Below are 15,079 nucleotides of genomic sequence, written 5' to 3'. Positions count from 1 at the left end.
GAGGTGGACGCGCTGTACGAGGACTACCAGTTCTCCAAGCTCTCCGACGCGCTCTACCACTTCGCGTGGGACGAGGTCTTCGACTGGTACGTCGAGCTGTCCAAGACCACCTTCATGGCGGGCGGCCCGGCGGCCGAGGCGAGCAAGCGCGTCCTGGGCGAGGTCCTGGACGTCACGCTGCGGCTGCTGCACCCGGTCATGCCGTTCGTCACCGAGACGCTGTGGACCACGCTGACCGGCGGCGAGTCCGTCGTCGTCGCCGAGTGGCCCTCCGACAGTGGCTTCCGCGACGCCGGCGCCGAGCAGGAGATCGCCACGCTCCAGTCGGTGATCACCGAGGTCCGCCGCTTCCGCAGCGACCAGGGTCTGCAGCCGGGCCAGCGGGTCCCGGCCCGTCTCACCCTGGACGGCACGCCGCTCGCCCCGCACGAGCCGGCGATCCGTCAGCTGCTGCGCCTCCAGCCGGAGGGCGAGGGCTTCTCCGTCACCGCCGGCCTGCCGGTGGCCGGGGCGACGGTCGAGCTTGACCTGTCCGGCGTGATCGACTTCGAGGCCGAGCGCAAGCGACTGACGAAGGACCTCCAGGCGGCGGAGAAGGAGAAGGCGCAGGCCAACGGCAAGCTGGGCAACGAGGCCTTCCTCGGCAAGGCCCCGGAGCCGGTCGTGGAGAAGATCCGCGGCCGCCTCGCCAAGGCCGAGCAGGACATCGCGCGGATCACCGAGCAGCTGGCGAAGCTGCCCTCCGCCTGATCCACCGGCACCGCACGACCGGCGGGCCGCCCCTCCCCAGGGGCGGCCCGCTTCGCGTAACCCGGCGGCTGTTCACTGCGGGGCATGAGCGCCACCGCCGACGCCACCGCCGCCGCCACCGCCGGGCCCGTCGCCCTCGACCCCGAGGCCGGCCCCGAGGCCGCATTCGCGGCCTCGCCCGGGCGGCGTGACGACGTCGACCTGCTGCGCGTCGTCTGCACCGCCACCGTCGTCCTCTGCCACACCGCGGCCGTCTTCGTGGACGCCGGCCACCGCACCGCCGGCGTCGCCGCCGACTCGCTCACCCGGTTCGCGGTGCCCGCCTTCTTCGCCATGGCCGGCTGGGCGGCCCTGGTGGCCTCCCCGGTGCGCGGCGAGCGGCAGCTGCTGCGCCGGGCGGACCGGATCGTGCGGCCGATGGCGGTGTGGACGGCGCTCTACGTGGCGCTCCGGGGCGGAGCCGAGGACGCGGTGGGCGCCCTGTTCGGGTCGGTGGAGCCGGCGTTCCACCTCTGGTACCTGTACGTCTACGTGCCGCTGATGCTGGTGCTCGGCGCCGTCGTGCTGCTGGTGCGGCGGGCCGCCACGCCCTGGTGGACGCTCGCGCTGCTGGGGCTGTGCGCGCTCGGGGCCACGCTGCGCGGCGACCTGGGGCGGGTCACCGGGCTGGAGCTGCCCGGCTGGGCGTGGGGGCTGTCGCTGTACCCGCTGGGCTACGCCCTTGCCGGGGCCGCGCTGCTGGGGACGGCCCGGGGCCTCGGCCCCCGGTGGGCGTGGGCGGCTGCCGCGACGGCGGGATGTGCCGCGGTCGGCGCGTACCAGCTCGGGTCCCGGTTCCCCGCCGCCTACGCCACGCTGCCGGTGGCCGCGCTGACACTCGCCGTCCTGGGCGCCGTGCGCGGGGTCCGGGTGCCGCGGCGGTGGCGGAGCGCGGTGCGGCGGCTGTCGGACGCCTCGTTCGGGGCCTATCTGACGCACCTGGCCTTCGTCGCGCCGTTCGGCGGGGCGGTGGCCGCGCGGGTCGCCCCGGGCCCGCCCGCGGCGGCGGCGCTCGCCGCGACCGCGCTGGTCTGCGCGGCCGCGTCGTTCGGCGCCGCGCACCTGTGGGGGCGGCTGCGGCTGAGGGCCTGGCTGGGGTGACCCCCGCCGGGGGTCCGGCCGGTGCCCCCGGCCGGGGGAGGACCAGGTTGGCCCCCGGGAGGCGGGAGCGGACGGCGGGGCCGTGACAGGGCCACGACCGGGGCGGACCGGGCCGGTGCCCGCGGACGAACCGTGTCGTACCCGGAACGTAGACTGGCCCCGTGAGTGAGCTCCCCCCGGACGACAGCAGTGAGCGCCCCGACCCGATGGACGCCTTCGAAGAGATCATCTCGGAGGAGACCGAGCGTGATCCCGACCTGGCGGTGATCGAGGCCGGCAGCCGCACCCTGCGCACCCAGGGCGGCCCGCCCAGCGCCGACGTGCCGGCCCGCCCCGAGGACCCGGAGGTCGACAGGGCCCTGCGCGAGGTGGAGCAGGAGCTCGCCGGCCGCTGGGGCGAGACCAAGCTGGAGCCCTCCGTCAGCCGTATCGCCGCGCTGATGGACGTGCTCGGCGACCCGCAGCGTTCCTACCCGTCGATCCACATCACGGGCACCAACGGCAAGACCTCCACCGCCCGCATGATCGAGGCGCTGCTCGGCGCCTTCGAGCTGCGCACCGGCCGGTACACCAGCCCGCACGTGCAGTCGGTCACCGAGCGGATCAGCCTGGACGGTCACCCGATCAGCGCCGAGCGGTTCGTCGAGACCTACCGGGACATCCAGCCGTACGTCGACATGGTCGACACGGCGCAGGAGTACCGGCTCTCCTTCTTCGAGGTGCTCACCGGCATGGCCTACGCGGCCTTCGCCGACGCGCCCGTCGACGTGGCCGTCGTCGAGGTCGGCATGGGCGGCACCTGGGACGCCACCAACGTCATCGACGCCGACGTCGCCGTGATCACCCCCATCGACCTGGACCACACCGACCGCCTCGGCTCCACCACCGGCGAGATCGCCACCGAGAAGGCCGGGATCATCAAGGACGACGCCACCGTGGTGCTCGCCCAGCAGCCGGTGGACGCGGCCCAGGTGGTGCTGAAGACCTCCGTGCGCAAGAACGCCACCGTGGCCCGCGAGGGCCTGGAGTTCGGCGTGCTGTCGCGGCAGGTCGCGGTCGGCGGCCAGATGATGACCCTGCGCGGCCTGGGAGGCGAGTACCAGGAGGTCTACCTCCCGCTGCACGGCGCCCACCAGGCGCACAACGCGGCCGTCGCCCTCGCCGCGGTCGAGGCGTTCTTCGGCGTCGGCGGCGCGCGCCCCGGCCCGCTCGACATCGACACCGTGCGCCGGGCGTTCGCCGCGGTGTCCTCGCCGGGCCGCATGGAGGTCGTGCGGCGCTCGCCCACCGTGGTCCTGGACGCCGCCCACAACCCGGCCGGCGCAAGGGTCACCGCCGAGGCCGTCGGCGAGGCCTTCGACTTCAGCCGGCTGATCGGCGTGGTCGGCGCGAGCGGCGACAAGAACGTGCGCGGGCTGCTCGAGGCGTTCGAGCCGATCTTCGCCGAGGTCGTGGTCACCCAGAACTCCAGCCACCGGGCGATGGACGCCGACGAGCTGGCCGCGATCGCCGTCGAGGTGTTCGGCGAGGAGCGGGTCCAGGTCGAGCCGCGGCTGCCGGACGCGCTGGAGGCGGCGATCACGCTCGCCGAGGAGGAGGGCGAGTTCGCCGGTGGCGGTGTACTGGTCACCGGATCCGTCATCACGGTCGGCGAGGCCCGGCTGCTCCTGAGGAAGGGCTGACTTCCCCGTGCGTACCCTCTGTGCTTCCACCCTCATCGGCGAGTTCTTCGTCATCGGCTTCGCCGGACTGGTCGCCATGAAGAACCCCGACCTGACCATGGCGACGGTGTGGACGGTGTGCGGGATCGGCATGCTGCTGTCCGTGCTGCTCTGCGGCGTGATCACCCGGCCCGGCGGCGTGGCGATGGGCTGGGTCCTCCAGATCGCCCTGATCGCCTCCGGGTTCGTGGTCCCGATGATGTTCGGGCTGGGCGTCGTCTTCGCCGCGCTGTGGTGGGCCTCCGTCCACTACGGCCGCCAGATCGACGCCGCCAAGGCCGCCCGCGCGGCGGCCGCCCCGGCCGCCTGAGCCTCCCGCCACACCCGCCGGTCACGGACCGCCGCCCTTCGGGGCGGCGGCCGGTGTCCGGTGGGGCGGCGGGTCGGCGTCCCTCGGTGAGGGGGCACGGTGAGGGGGAGATAGGCTCTGGGCCTGATCATCACCCACCCGTACAGCCCACCGGGAGCCCGCATGCAGCGCACCCTTGTCCTCCTCAAGCCCGACGCCGTCCGTCGCGGCCTGACCGGCGAGATCATCAGCCGTATCGAGCGCAAGGCGGGCTGGAGCATCACCGCCCTCGAACTCCGCACGCTGGACCAGGGCACCCTCGAGCAGCACTACGGCGAGCACAAGGGCAAGCCCTTCTACGAGCCGCTGGTCGCCTTCATGGCCTCCGGCCCGGTCGTCTCGATGATCGTCGAGGGCGAGCGTGTGATCGAGGGCATCCGCCGCCTCGCCGGCCCCACCGACCCGATCGAGGCCCAGCCCGGCTCCATCCGCGGCGACTTCGGCGTCATCACCCGGGAGAACCTCATCCACGCCTCGGACTCCGAGGAGTCCGCCGAGCGCGAGATCAAGATCTTCTTCCCCGGCCGCGGCTGACCGTCACGCCCTTGCCCGGCGGCCGGCCCGGTCCGCCGGCGGCGGACCCGCTTGGGGGAACCTTTCCCTCCGACGGCACGTCACCACAGGCGTACACCTCCGTCATCTGGTGAGAATGGCGGAGACCCTCGCGCAGTGTCCGGGGGCGGGCGAGACTACGATGTAGAGCCTTGCAAGCCTTCACGTCACAGCACCCACCCTTGCCGTCCCCACCGCAAGCGGCTTCACGCTCAACGTGGGACGGCCAGACGAATCCTGATGGGGAACTCAATGTCGTTCATCGGCCGTGACATGGCTGTCGACCTCGGGACCGCCAACACGCTGGTGTACGTGAGGGGTCGCGGGATCGTACTCAACGAGCCGTCGGTCGTCGCGATCAACACCAACACCGGCGGCATCCTCGCGGTCGGGGCCGAGGCCAAGAAGATGATCGGCCGCACCCCCGGCAACATCGTGGCGGTGCGCCCGCTGAAGGACGGCGTGATCGCCGACTTCGAGATCACCGAGCGGATGCTGCGGTACTTCATCCTGAAGATCCACAAGCGCCGCTACCTCGCCCGCCCGCGGGTCGTCGTGTGCGTGCCCTCCGGCATCACCGGGGTGGAGCGCCGCGCCGTCATCGAGGCGTCGACCCAGGCCGGCGCGCGCCAGGTGCACATCATCGAGGAGCCCATGGCGGCCGCCATCGGCTCCGGCCTGCCGGTCCACGAGGCCACGGGCAACATGGTGGTGGACATCGGCGGCGGCACCACGGAGGTCGCGGTGATCTCCCTCGGCGGCATCGTGACCGCCCAGTCGATCCGGGTCGCCGGCGACGAGCTGGACAACGCGATCATCCAGCACGTCAAGAAGGAGTACTCGCTGCTCCTCGGCGAGCGGACGGCCGAGCAGATCAAGATCTCGATCGGCTCCGCGTACGACCTCGACAAGGAGGAGCACACCGAGATCCGCGGCCGTGACCTCGTCTCCGGTCTGCCGAAGACCGTGGTCATCTCCGCCGCGGAGGTCCGCAAGGCGATCGAGGAACCGGTCAACGCGATCGTCGACGCCGTCAAGACCACCCTGGACAAGTGCCCGCCCGAGCTCTCGGGCGACGTCATGGACCGGGGCATCGTCCTCACCGGCGGCGGCGCCCTGCTCCGCGGCCTGGACGAGCGGCTGCGCCGGGAGACCGGCATGCCGATCCACATCGCCGAGGACCCGCTGGACAGCGTGGCGCTCGGCTCCGGCAAGTGCGTCGAGGAGTTCGAGGCGCTCCAGCAGGTGCTGGACGCCCAGCCCCGTCGCTGACGCCGGCCGGGTGACACGTCGTCACCCGGTCGCCGTACAGGCCTGACCCGTGCGGCGGACGTTCGGCCGGACCCGGAACTCCGGCGTCCGGCCCAGACGTTTCTCCGGCGGAAACGCACATCTCCGGCACGGCGCGGCCGACGCGCCGTCGCCGGGGCGGGAAGACGCAGCAGGACGACAGACACAGCAGGACGACAGACACAGCAAGTCCGTACGACCATTCCGACAAGGAAGGCACGGCCGCCGCACGTGAGGGACACACGAGAGAGCCGGCTGCTCCTGGTGCTGCTGGTCGCGATCGCGTTCGCGCTGATCACGGTGGACATCAGGGGTGGGAAGGACTCACCCGTCGACGGCGCCCGGCATGCCGCGGCAGCCGTCTTCGGCCCGATCGAGAACGGCGTCGCCTCCGCGGTCGATCCGGTCGGCAACGCCGTCGCCGCCGTCCGCGACTCCGGCGAGCGCCACGACCGGCTCACCGAGCTGGAGCAGGAGAACGCCGCGCTGAAGGCGGAGCTCGGCAGCGACGCGCGCGACCGCAGCAGGCTGCGCCAGTTCGAGAAGATGCTGGCCACCGCCGGGGCCGGCCAGTACAAGATCAAGGGCGCCCAGGTGGTGGGCATCGGCGCGGCCCAGGGCTTCTCCTGGACGGTCACGCTGGACGTCGGCGCCAACGACGGCATCACGCGCGACATGACGGTGCTCAACGGCGACGGCCTGGTCGGCCGGGTCACCACCGTGGGCCCCGAGACGGCCACCGTCCTGCTGGCCAGCGACCCCGACTTCACCGTCGGCACCCGTATGGAGGACGGCGACGAGCTGGGCTTCGCCTCCGGCCAGGGAGACCGGCCGCTGCGCGTCCAACTGCTCAACGGCAAGGCCAAGGTGGAGAAGGGCGACCGCCTGGTCACCTTCGGCTCCCAGGGGGACAGGCCCTTCGTGCCCGGCGTTCCGGTCGGCGTCGTCTCGCGCGTCGACCCGGCCGGCGGCGACCTGACCCGTACGGTCTACGTCACGCCCTTCGTCGGCTTCACCCAGCTGGACATCGTCGGCGTCGTCGTCCAGGGTCCCGGGAAGGACCCGCGCGACAGCGTGCTGCCGCCCAAGCCCAAGCCGAAGCCCGTCCCCACCGTCACCGTCACCGTCACCCCGGGCGCGAAGCCGGAGGGCGAGGAGGGCCAGGCGACCCAGGAAGGTCAGGCGACCCAGGACGGCGCCCGGCAGCAGGACGGGCAGCAGCCGCAGCAGGAACAGGACGAACAGTAGGAACTGGGGGGATTTACCCATGAAATTGAACCGGATCCTGCTCTCCGGCACCCTGGTGGTGGTCGCTCTGGTGCTCCAGATCAGCGTCCTCGCCAGGCTCCAGCTGCCCGGGGCCGTCCCCGACCTGCTGCTGCTCACCGTCCTCGGCCTGGCCCTGGTCTACGGGCACACCGGCGGCGCCCTGATCGGCTTCACGGCCGGTCTCCTCGCCGACCTGGCCCCGCCCGCCGACCACGCGGCCGGGCGGTACGCGCTGGTCCTCTGCGTCGTCGGCTACCTGGTCGGTCTCGCCCGGCCCGACAACGGGCGGCTGCGCAGCGCGGTCGGCCCGATGGCCGTGGTGGTCGCCGCCGCGGTCGGCTCCACGCTGCTCTACGCGGGCGTCGGCGCCCTGGTCGGCGACACCGCCGCCCGCGACGTCGGCCTCGGCTCGCTGGCGTTCACCGCCGCCCTCTACGACCTGCTGCTCACCCCCTTCGTGGTGCCCGGCGTGATGGCGCTGGCCCGCCGTGCGGAGAACGATCCGCTCGCCGACTCGTCCTCCGCGGCGGGCGGCGGCGCCTCCACCGGCTCGGGCTGGCTGGTCTCCGGCACCCCGGGCCTCAGCCGCTCCCGCGGCCGGGTCCGCGTCGGCGCCCGCCTGAAGGGTGTGAAGCGTCTGTGAGCACCTCCCTCCCTTCGCCCGACCGCTCCCTCCCGTCACCCGACCGCCACCCCTCACCGAATGGGCTACGCCCATGAGCCCCCTCCCGTCACCCGACCGCCACCCCTCACCGAATGGGCTACGCCCATGAGCAATATCCCTGAGACGGGGCGCAGTCCCCGGGTCCAGATCCGCCTGGTGGTTCTCCAGATCCTGGTCCTCTCCCTGCTCGCCACCCTCGGCGGACGCCTCTGGTACCTCCAGGTGCGCAACGGCGCCGAGTACGCGGCCGAGGCCAGCGGCAACCACGTCCAGCAGGTCGTCCAGCCCGCCACCCGCGGCGAGATCCTCGACGCGCGCGGCGTGGCCATCGCGGACAACGAGAACCGTCTGGTCGTCTCCGCCTCCCGCACCGACCTGCTGAAGATGGACGACGACGGCAAGGGCGTCCTCACCAAGCTCGCCGGCGTCCTCGGCATGAAGCCGAAGGAGGTGATCGAGAAGGTCCGCCTCTGCGACTCCAAGACCCCGCAGCCCTGCTGGAACGGTTCGCCCTACCAGCCGATCCCGATCACCGACGAGGCGACGCCGCGTCAGGCCCTGCAGATCCGCGAGCGCGGCGAGGACTTCCCCGGCATCACCGCCGAGCCGGCCTCGGTCCGCCGCTACGCGAGCCCCGGCGGCTCCAACACCGCCCAGGTCCTCGGCTACCTGTCGCCCGTCACCGACGAGGAGATCCAGAAGGCCCAGGACACCGACTCGCCGTACCTGCGCTCCGACCAGGTCGGCCGCTCCGGCCTGGAGCGGCAGTACGACAAGGTGCTGCGCGGCAAGGCCGGCGTCACCAAGTACGAGGTGGACAACCTCGGCCGCGTCATGGGCGACCCCGAGGTCGACCGCGGCGTCCCCGGCTCGCACCTGGTCACCAGCATCGACGCCCGCGTGCAGCGGGTCGCCGAGTACGAGCTGGACCAGGCGATGAAGGCCGCCCGCCAGGAGTGGGACCGCAACACCAACGAGCAGTACAAGGCGGACGCCGGCGCGGTCGTCGTGATGGAGGCGAAGACCGGGCGGGTCGTCGCCATGGCGTCCAACCCGAACTACGACCCCAACGCCTGGGTCGGCGGCATCTCCGCCAAGGACTACGCCAAGATGACCGGCAAGAAGTCCAACTACCCGCTGCTCAACCGGGCCATCCAGGGCCAGGCGGCCCCCGGCTCCATCTTCAAGGTGGTCACCACGGCCGGCGCGGTCAAGGCCGGCTACCCGTTCGACGGCAGCTACCAGTGCTCCAGCGACTACTCCATCGGCAGCCAGGTCTTCAAGAACTTCGAGTCCGCCAACCACGGCATGATCAGCCTCGGCCGGGCGCTCGAGGTCTCCTGCGACACCGTCTACTACCGCCTCGCGCACGAGGAGTGGAAGAAGGACGGCGGCACCAAGCCGAAGAAGAAGGCCAAGGACTACTTCTACAAGGCAGCCCACCAGTTCGGCCTCGGCGAGGAGACCGGTATCGACCTGCCCAACGAGGTCTCGGGCCGCATCCCGGACCGCGACTGGAAGCAGGAGTACTGGGAGGCCAACAAGGACTACTGGTGCAAGCACGGCAAGAAGGACGGCGACTACGTCGAGCGCATCGAGTGGGAGAACTGCCACGGCGGCAACGAACTGCGCGCCGGTGACTCGGTGAACTACTCCATCGGCCAGGGCGACACGCTGGTCACGCCGATCCAGATGGCCGCCATCTACGGGGCCATCTCCAACGGCGGCACCCTGTACGCGCCCACCGTCGGCAAGGCAGTGATCAGCCCGGACGGGAAGACGGTCGAGGAGATCGCGCCGAAGCGCAACGGCAAGCTCCCGGTCGGCAAGGCCACCCTCAAGGAGATGGACGAGGCCCTCGCGGGCGTCGCCACCCGCGGTACCGCGGCCTGGAGGTTCGGCGGCTGGCCGCAGGACAAGATCCCGATGCACGCCAAGACCGGTACCGCGGAGGTCTACGGCAAGCAGACCACCTCCTGGTTCGCCACGTACACCAAGGACTACACGATCGTCATGACGATCTCCCAGGGTGGTACGGGTTCCGGGGCCTCCGGTCCGGCCGTGCGCAAGATCTACGACGCGCTGTACGGCGTCCAGGCGGACGGCTCCATCGACAAGAAGCGGGCGCTGCTGCCCGAGCCGCAGAAGAAGCTGCCCAAGCTGCGCCCCGACGGCACGGTGGACAGCCCCAAGATCGACAAGGACCCGGTGAAGGCGCTGCAGAAGGCCGCCGAGGCCGCGGCCGAGCAGGGGCAGCAGGCCGGCGCGACCGGCGGCGACCCGGCCCAGCCCCCGCCGGACGAGACCGCCGGCGACCCCGCGGGCGGCGCGCCGCCCGAGCAGCCGGCGGGCAGGGTGGAGCAGACCGCGACCGGGAACCGGGCCACCCGCCGCCGTTCCGGGCGTCGTGCGACGGGAGGCAGGTGCTCATGACTGGCGGCGTGAACAGCTTCTCCGTCTCCGGGTACGGGCCCGAGCGGTCCGCCTGGGCCCGTCTGCTCGCCCGCGACTCGGCGGCCCGGCGGCTGGACTGGCCGATACTGCTGTCGGCTCTGGTGCTCTCGCTGATCGGCACGGTGCTGGTCTACTCGGCGACCCGCAACCGCACCGAGCTCAACCAGGGAGACCCGTACTACTTCCTGATCCGGCACCTGCTCAACACCGGCATCGGCATCACCCTGATGATCGGCGTCGTCTGGCTCGGCCACCGCACCCTGCGCGGCGCGGTGCCGATCCTGTACGGGCTGTCGGTGGTCCTGATCCTGCTGGTCCTCACGCCGCTGGGCGCCACCATCAACGGCGCCCACGCGTGGATCCAGATCGGCGGCGGCTTCTCGCTCCAGCCGTCGGAGTTCGTCAAGATCACCATCATCCTCGGCATGGCGATGCTGCTCGCGGCCCGCGTCGACGCGGGCGACCGCGAGCACCCCGACCACCGGACGGTCGTGCAGGCGCTCGGGCTGGCCGCGCTGCCCATGCTGATCGTGATGCTGATGCCCGACCTCGGCTCGGTCATGGTGATGGTGGTCATCGTGCTGGGCGTGCTGCTGGCCTCGGGCGCCTCCAACCGGTGGGTGCTCGGGCTGATCGGCGCCGGAGCGGTCGGGGCGATCGCGGTCTGGCAGCTCGGGATCCTCGACGAGTACCAGATCAACCGCTTCGCCGCCTTCGCCAACCCCGAGCTCGACCCGGCGGGCGTCGGCTACAACACCAACCAGGCCCGCATCGCCATCGGCTCCGGCGGCCTCACCGGCTCGGGCCTCTTCCAGGGCTCGCAGACCACCGGCCAGTTCGTGCCCGAGCAGCAGACCGACTTCATCTTCACCGTCGCCGGTGAGGAGCTCGGCTTCGTCGGAGCCGGACTGATACTGGTGCTGCTCGGCGTGGTGCTGTGGCGGGCCTGCCGCATCGCGCGCGAGACCACCGAGCTCTACGGCACGATCGTCGCCGCGGGGATCATCGCCTGGTTCGCCTTCCAGGCCTTCGAGAACGTCGGCATGACGCTCGGCATCATGCCGGTGGCGGGTCTGCCGCTGCCGTTCGTGTCCTACGGAGGCTCGTCCATGTTCGCCGTCTGGATCGCGGTCGGCCTCCTCCAGTCCATCCGCCTGCAACGGCCCGTGTCGGCCTGAACGACACCGCCGGCCGGGGTGACCTGCGCGGATCGCGCGGGTGGCCCCGGCCGATTCCGTGACGGCGGGGGAGCGGCCCGGTTAGCCTCGGCGGTATGGCGGACACCACACGTGAGATCGAGCGGAAATTCGAGTCCCGGGACAGCGGGCTCCCCGACCTGACCAACGTGGGCGGCATCGCCGCCGTCGTGGACCAGGGCGTGATGGAGCTGGACGCCGTGTACTACGACACCCCCGACCTCCGTCTCGCCGCCTCCTCGGTCACCCTGCGCCGCCGCACCGGCGGCTCCACGCCCGGCTGGCACCTCAAGCTCCCCGTGGGGCCCGACACCCGCGACGAGATCGCCGCCCCGCTCGCCGACGCGCCCCCCGCCGAACTGCTCCGGCTGATCCGCTCCCGCACCCTGGGCGCCGAGGTGGTCCCCGTGGTCCGCCTGCGCTCCGCACGGGACGTGCGCGAGCTGCGCGACGCCGACGGCGGGCTGCTGGCCGAGGCGAGCGCGGACGCCGTGCACGCCGAGCGGCTGGCCGGCGGCCGCGGTGAGGCCCAGTGGACCGAGATCGAGGTCGAACTCGCCGAGGGCGCCGACCCCGGCCTGCTCGACCTTGTCGAGAAGCGCTTCCGCCGCGCCGGGGTCCGCCGCTCCGACGCCCCGTCCAAGCTGGCCCGCGCCCTCGTCGAGACGTCTCCCGACGACGACGCCGCCGACGCGGTCCCCGGCCCCCACCGGGGGAAGCCGGTCACCGCCGGGGACCACCTCCTCGCCTACCTCCGGGAACAGCGCGAGAGGCTCGTCGCGCTCGACCCCGCCGTCCGTCGCGACCTGCCCGAGGCCGTGCACGACATGCGGGTCGCCACCCGCCGCCTGCGCTCCGCCCTGCGCGCCTACCGCCCGTTGCTGGACCGCGAGGCCGTCGCCCCGCTCGCCGGCGAACTGCGGTGGCTCACCCGCGAGCTCGGCGTCGACCGGGACCGCGAGGTCCTCGACGAACGGCTGACCGCCGCCGTGGAGGCCCTGCCCGCCGAACTGCGCACCGGCCCGGTCCGCGACCGGCTCGAACTGTGGGCCGACACCCGCCGCGGCGAGACGAGGCCCCGGATCGCCGCCGTCCTCGACAGCCGCCGCTACCTCGACCTGCTGCACGCCCTCGACGCCTTCCTCGCCGGTCCCCCGCTGCGCAAGGCCGCCCGCGGGAAGCCCGCCAAGCCCTTCGCCAAGGCCCTCGACAAGGAGTTCGGCCGCCTGTCCCGCCTGGTGGAGCGCGCCGTCGCGCTCGATCCGGGCCCCGAGCGCGACACCGCCCTGCACGAGGCCCGCAAGAAGGCCAAGCGCACGCGCTACGCCGCCGAGGCGGCCCGCCCCGTCCTCGGCAAGGCCGCCCGCCGCCTCGCCGCGGACGCCAAGTCCCTCCAGCGCCCGCTCGGCGACCACCAGGACAGCGTGATGGCCCGCGAGGCCCTGCGTTCCCTCGCCCACGACGCGGCCAAGGCATCGGAGCCCACCTTCACCTGGGGCGTCCTGTACGGACGTGAGGAGAAGCAGGCCGCCCTCGCCGAGGCCGCCCTGCCCGACCGGTGGGCCGAGGTCGCCCGACGCCGTCGTACGAACGGGTGACGCGCTGCGGGTACGCTTGAGAGTCATCCTCCCCGTGACCGCGGTACGGCAGGGGAGGGACCCCAAGTCCGCTCATGAAGGTTCAAGGATGTCCGAATCGGTCTTCCCGCAGCTCGAAGCTCTGCTCCCGCATGTGCAGAAGCCGATCCAGTACGTGGGCGGCGAGCTCAACTCCACCGTCAAGCCCTGGGACTCGTGCGACGTCCGCTGGGCGCTCATGTACCCGGACGCGTACGAGGTCGGCCTGCCCAACCAGGGCGTGCAGATCCTCTACGAGGTGCTGAACGAGCGTGACGGCGTCCTCGCCGAGCGCACCTACAGCGTCTGGCCGGACATGGAGGCGCTGATGCGGGAGCACGGCGTCCCGCAGTTCACCGTGGACAGCCACCGCGCCCTCGGCGCGTTCGACGTCTTCGGCCTCTCCTTCTCCACCGAGCTCGGCTACACCAACATGCTGACCGCGCTCGACCTGGCGGGCGTCCCGCTGGAGTCCAAGGACCGCGGGCTCGACGACCCGATCGTCCTGGCCGGCGGCCACGCGGCGTTCAACCCCGAGCCGATCGCCGACTTCATCGACGCCGCGATCGTCGGCGACGGCGAGCAGGCCGTGCTCGACATGACGGAGATCATCCGCGGCTGGAAGGCCGAGGGCCGCCCCGGCGGACGCGACGAGGTGCTGCTGCGCCTGGCGAAGACCGGCGCCGTGTACATCCCGCGCTTCTACGACGTCGAGTACCTGCCCGACGGTCGCATCGCCCGCGTGGTGCCCAACCGCTCCGGCGTGCCGTGGCGGGTCTCCAAGCACACCGTGATGGACCTCGACGAGTGGCCCTACCCCAAGCAGCCGCTGGTCCCGCTCGCCGAGACGGTGCACGAGCGGATGTCCGTGGAGATCTTCCGCGGCTGCACCCGCGGCTGCCGCTTCTGCCAGGCCGGCATGATCACCCGCCCGGTGCGCGAGCGCTCCATCACCGGCATCGGCGAGATGGTCGAGAAGGGCCTGAAGGCGACCGGCTTCGAGGAGGTCGGCCTCCTGTCGCTGTCCTCCGCGGACCACTCCGAGATCGGTGACATCGCCAAGGGCCTCGCGGACCGCTACGAAGAGGACAAGATCGGCCTCTCGCTGCCCTCCACCCGCGTGGACGCCTTCAACATCGACCTGGCCAACGAGCTGACCCGCAACGGACGCCGCTCCGGCCTCACCTTCGCCCCCGAGGGCGGCAGCGAGCGCATCCGCAAGGTCATCAACAAGATGGTGTCCGAGGACGACCTGATCCGCACCGTCTCCACCGCGTACGGCAACGGCTGGCGCCAGGTGAAGCTGTACTTCATGTGCGGCCTGCCCACCGAGACCGACGAGGACGTGCTGCAGATCGCCGACATGGCGACCCGCGTGATCGCCAAGGGCCGCGAGGTCTCCGGCTCCAACGACATCCGCTGCACCGTCTCCATCGGCGGCTTCGTGCCCAAGCCGCACACGCCGTTCCAGTGGGCCCCGCAGCTCTCCGCCGAGGAGACCGACGCCCGCCTGACGAAGCTCCGCGACAAGATCCGGGGCGACAAGAAGTACGGCCGCTCCATCGGCTTCCGCTACCACGACGGCAAGCCCGGCATCGTCGAGGGCCTGCTCTCCCGCGGCGACCGCCGCATCGGCGACGTCATCCGCGCCGTCTACGAGGACGGCGGCCGCTTCGACGGCTGGCGCGAGCACTTCTCCTACGACCGCTGGATGAACTGCGCCGAGAAGGCGCTGGCCCCGCACGGCGTGGACGTCGACTGGTACACCACCCGCGAGCGCTCCTACGAGGAGGTCCTGCCCTGGGACCACCTGGACTCCGGTCTCGACAAGGACTGGCTCTGGGAGGACTGGCAGGACGCCCTCGACGAGACCGAGGTCGACGACTGCCGCTGGACGCCCTGCTTCGACTGCGGCGTCTGCCCCGCGATGGACACGTCGATCCAGATCGGCCCCACCGGCAAGAAGCTGCTCCCCCTCGCGGTGAAGCAGCCCGCCGGCGCCCCGGGCGGTCACGGCCACAGCCACTGACGTCCGCGGCACCGCACCACCACGACGCCGCCGCCGGCTCCCGCACGGG

The 15,079-nt window shown here is 72.1% G+C and carries 12 protein-coding genes; all 12 read left to right on the top strand.

What is annotated here, in order from left to right:
* The coding region (locus tag ACFRAV_RS30205) for a class I tRNA ligase family protein (RefSeq protein WP_382560431.1) at positions 1-750 on the top strand (750 nt) is incomplete at its 5' end.
* An 84-nt stretch (positions 751-834) separates the two neighbouring features.
* Positions 835-1,890 (top strand): acyltransferase family protein, encoded by a 1,056-nt coding sequence (locus tag ACFRAV_RS30200; protein WP_382560428.1) that lies wholly within the window; start codon positions 835-837, stop codon positions 1,888-1,890.
* A 206-nt stretch (positions 1,891-2,096) separates the two neighbouring features.
* Positions 2,097-3,572, top strand: a complete 1,476-nt coding sequence (locus tag ACFRAV_RS30195; RefSeq protein WP_382560433.1) for a bifunctional folylpolyglutamate synthase/dihydrofolate synthase — start codon at positions 2,097-2,099, stop codon at positions 3,570-3,572.
* Positions 3,573-3,579: 7 nt separating this feature from the next.
* Positions 3,580-3,921, top strand: a complete 342-nt coding sequence (locus tag ACFRAV_RS30190) for a DUF4233 domain-containing protein (RefSeq protein WP_382560425.1) — start codon at positions 3,580-3,582, stop codon at positions 3,919-3,921.
* A gap of 162 nt (positions 3,922-4,083) precedes the next feature.
* Entirely contained in the window at positions 4,084-4,494 is a 411-nt protein-coding gene (ndk, locus tag ACFRAV_RS30185) for a nucleoside-diphosphate kinase (RefSeq protein ID WP_108955325.1), read from the top strand.
* Positions 4,495-4,764: 270 nt separating this feature from the next.
* Positions 4,765-5,784, top strand: a complete 1,020-nt coding sequence (locus ACFRAV_RS30180; RefSeq protein ID WP_351116634.1) for a rod shape-determining protein — start codon at positions 4,765-4,767, stop codon at positions 5,782-5,784.
* A gap of 249 nt (positions 5,785-6,033) precedes the next feature.
* Complete coding sequence (gene mreC, locus ACFRAV_RS30175) at positions 6,034-7,050, top strand: rod shape-determining protein MreC (RefSeq protein WP_382560422.1); 1,017 nt, start codon at positions 6,034-6,036, stop codon at positions 7,048-7,050.
* A gap of 19 nt (positions 7,051-7,069) precedes the next feature.
* The gene (mreD, locus tag ACFRAV_RS30170) at positions 7,070-7,714 is read left to right on the top strand and encodes a rod shape-determining protein MreD (protein WP_351116490.1); all 645 of its coding nucleotides are present in this window, start codon (positions 7,070-7,072) and stop codon (positions 7,712-7,714) included.
* Positions 7,715-7,840: 126 nt separating this feature from the next.
* Positions 7,841-10,168, top strand: coding sequence for a penicillin-binding protein 2 (gene mrdA, locus ACFRAV_RS30165; protein WP_382560418.1), 2,328 nt, complete (start codon positions 7,841-7,843; stop codon positions 10,166-10,168).
* Positions 10,165-11,367 (top strand): rod shape-determining protein RodA, encoded by a 1,203-nt coding sequence (rodA, locus tag ACFRAV_RS30160; RefSeq protein ID WP_382560415.1) that lies wholly within the window; start codon positions 10,165-10,167, stop codon positions 11,365-11,367. Before mrdA ends, rodA begins: the two co-directional genes overlap by 4 nt.
* Positions 11,368-11,462: 95 nt before the next feature.
* Positions 11,463-12,983 carry a CHAD domain-containing protein gene (locus ACFRAV_RS30155; protein WP_382560412.1) on the top strand — a complete coding sequence of 507 codons (1,521 nt, stop codon included), beginning with the start codon at positions 11,463-11,465 and terminating at the stop codon, positions 12,981-12,983.
* Between the two features lie 88 nt (positions 12,984-13,071).
* Complete coding sequence (locus tag ACFRAV_RS30150; RefSeq protein WP_382560410.1) at positions 13,072-15,030, top strand: TIGR03960 family B12-binding radical SAM protein; 1,959 nt, start codon at positions 13,072-13,074, stop codon at positions 15,028-15,030.
* Positions 15,031-15,079: the final 49 nt, after the last annotated feature.

The sequence above is a fragment of the Streptomyces sp. NPDC056600 genome (assembly GCF_042792855.1).
Classification (GTDB): domain Bacteria; phylum Actinomycetota; class Actinomycetes; order Streptomycetales; family Streptomycetaceae; genus Streptomyces.
This window is presented reverse-complemented; position numbering and strand designations above follow the sequence as displayed.

What these genes read in the sequence shown, in the direction of transcription:
- ndk (WP_108955325.1), top strand. Translation starts at nt 4,084, where the DNA reads ATGCAGCGCACCCTTGTCCTCCTCAAGCCCGACGCCGTCCGTCGCGGC.
- mreD (WP_351116490.1), top strand. Translation starts at nt 7,070, where the DNA reads ATGAAATTGAACCGGATCCTGCTCTCCGGCACCCTGGTGGTGGTCGCT.
- ACFRAV_RS30200 (WP_382560428.1), top strand. Translation starts at nt 835, where the DNA reads ATGAGCGCCACCGCCGACGCCACCGCCGCCGCCACCGCCGGGCCCGTC.
- rodA (WP_382560415.1), top strand. Translation starts at nt 10,165, where the DNA reads ATGACTGGCGGCGTGAACAGCTTCTCCGTCTCCGGGTACGGGCCCGAG.
- mrdA (WP_382560418.1), top strand. Translation starts at nt 7,841, where the DNA reads ATGAGCAATATCCCTGAGACGGGGCGCAGTCCCCGGGTCCAGATCCGC.
- ACFRAV_RS30180 (WP_351116634.1), top strand. Translation starts at nt 4,765, where the DNA reads ATGTCGTTCATCGGCCGTGACATGGCTGTCGACCTCGGGACCGCCAAC.
- ACFRAV_RS30150 (WP_382560410.1), top strand. Translation starts at nt 13,072, where the DNA reads ATGTCCGAATCGGTCTTCCCGCAGCTCGAAGCTCTGCTCCCGCATGTG.
- ACFRAV_RS30195 (WP_382560433.1), top strand. Translation starts at nt 2,097, where the DNA reads ATGGACGCCTTCGAAGAGATCATCTCGGAGGAGACCGAGCGTGATCCC.
- ACFRAV_RS30155 (WP_382560412.1), top strand. Translation starts at nt 11,463, where the DNA reads ATGGCGGACACCACACGTGAGATCGAGCGGAAATTCGAGTCCCGGGAC.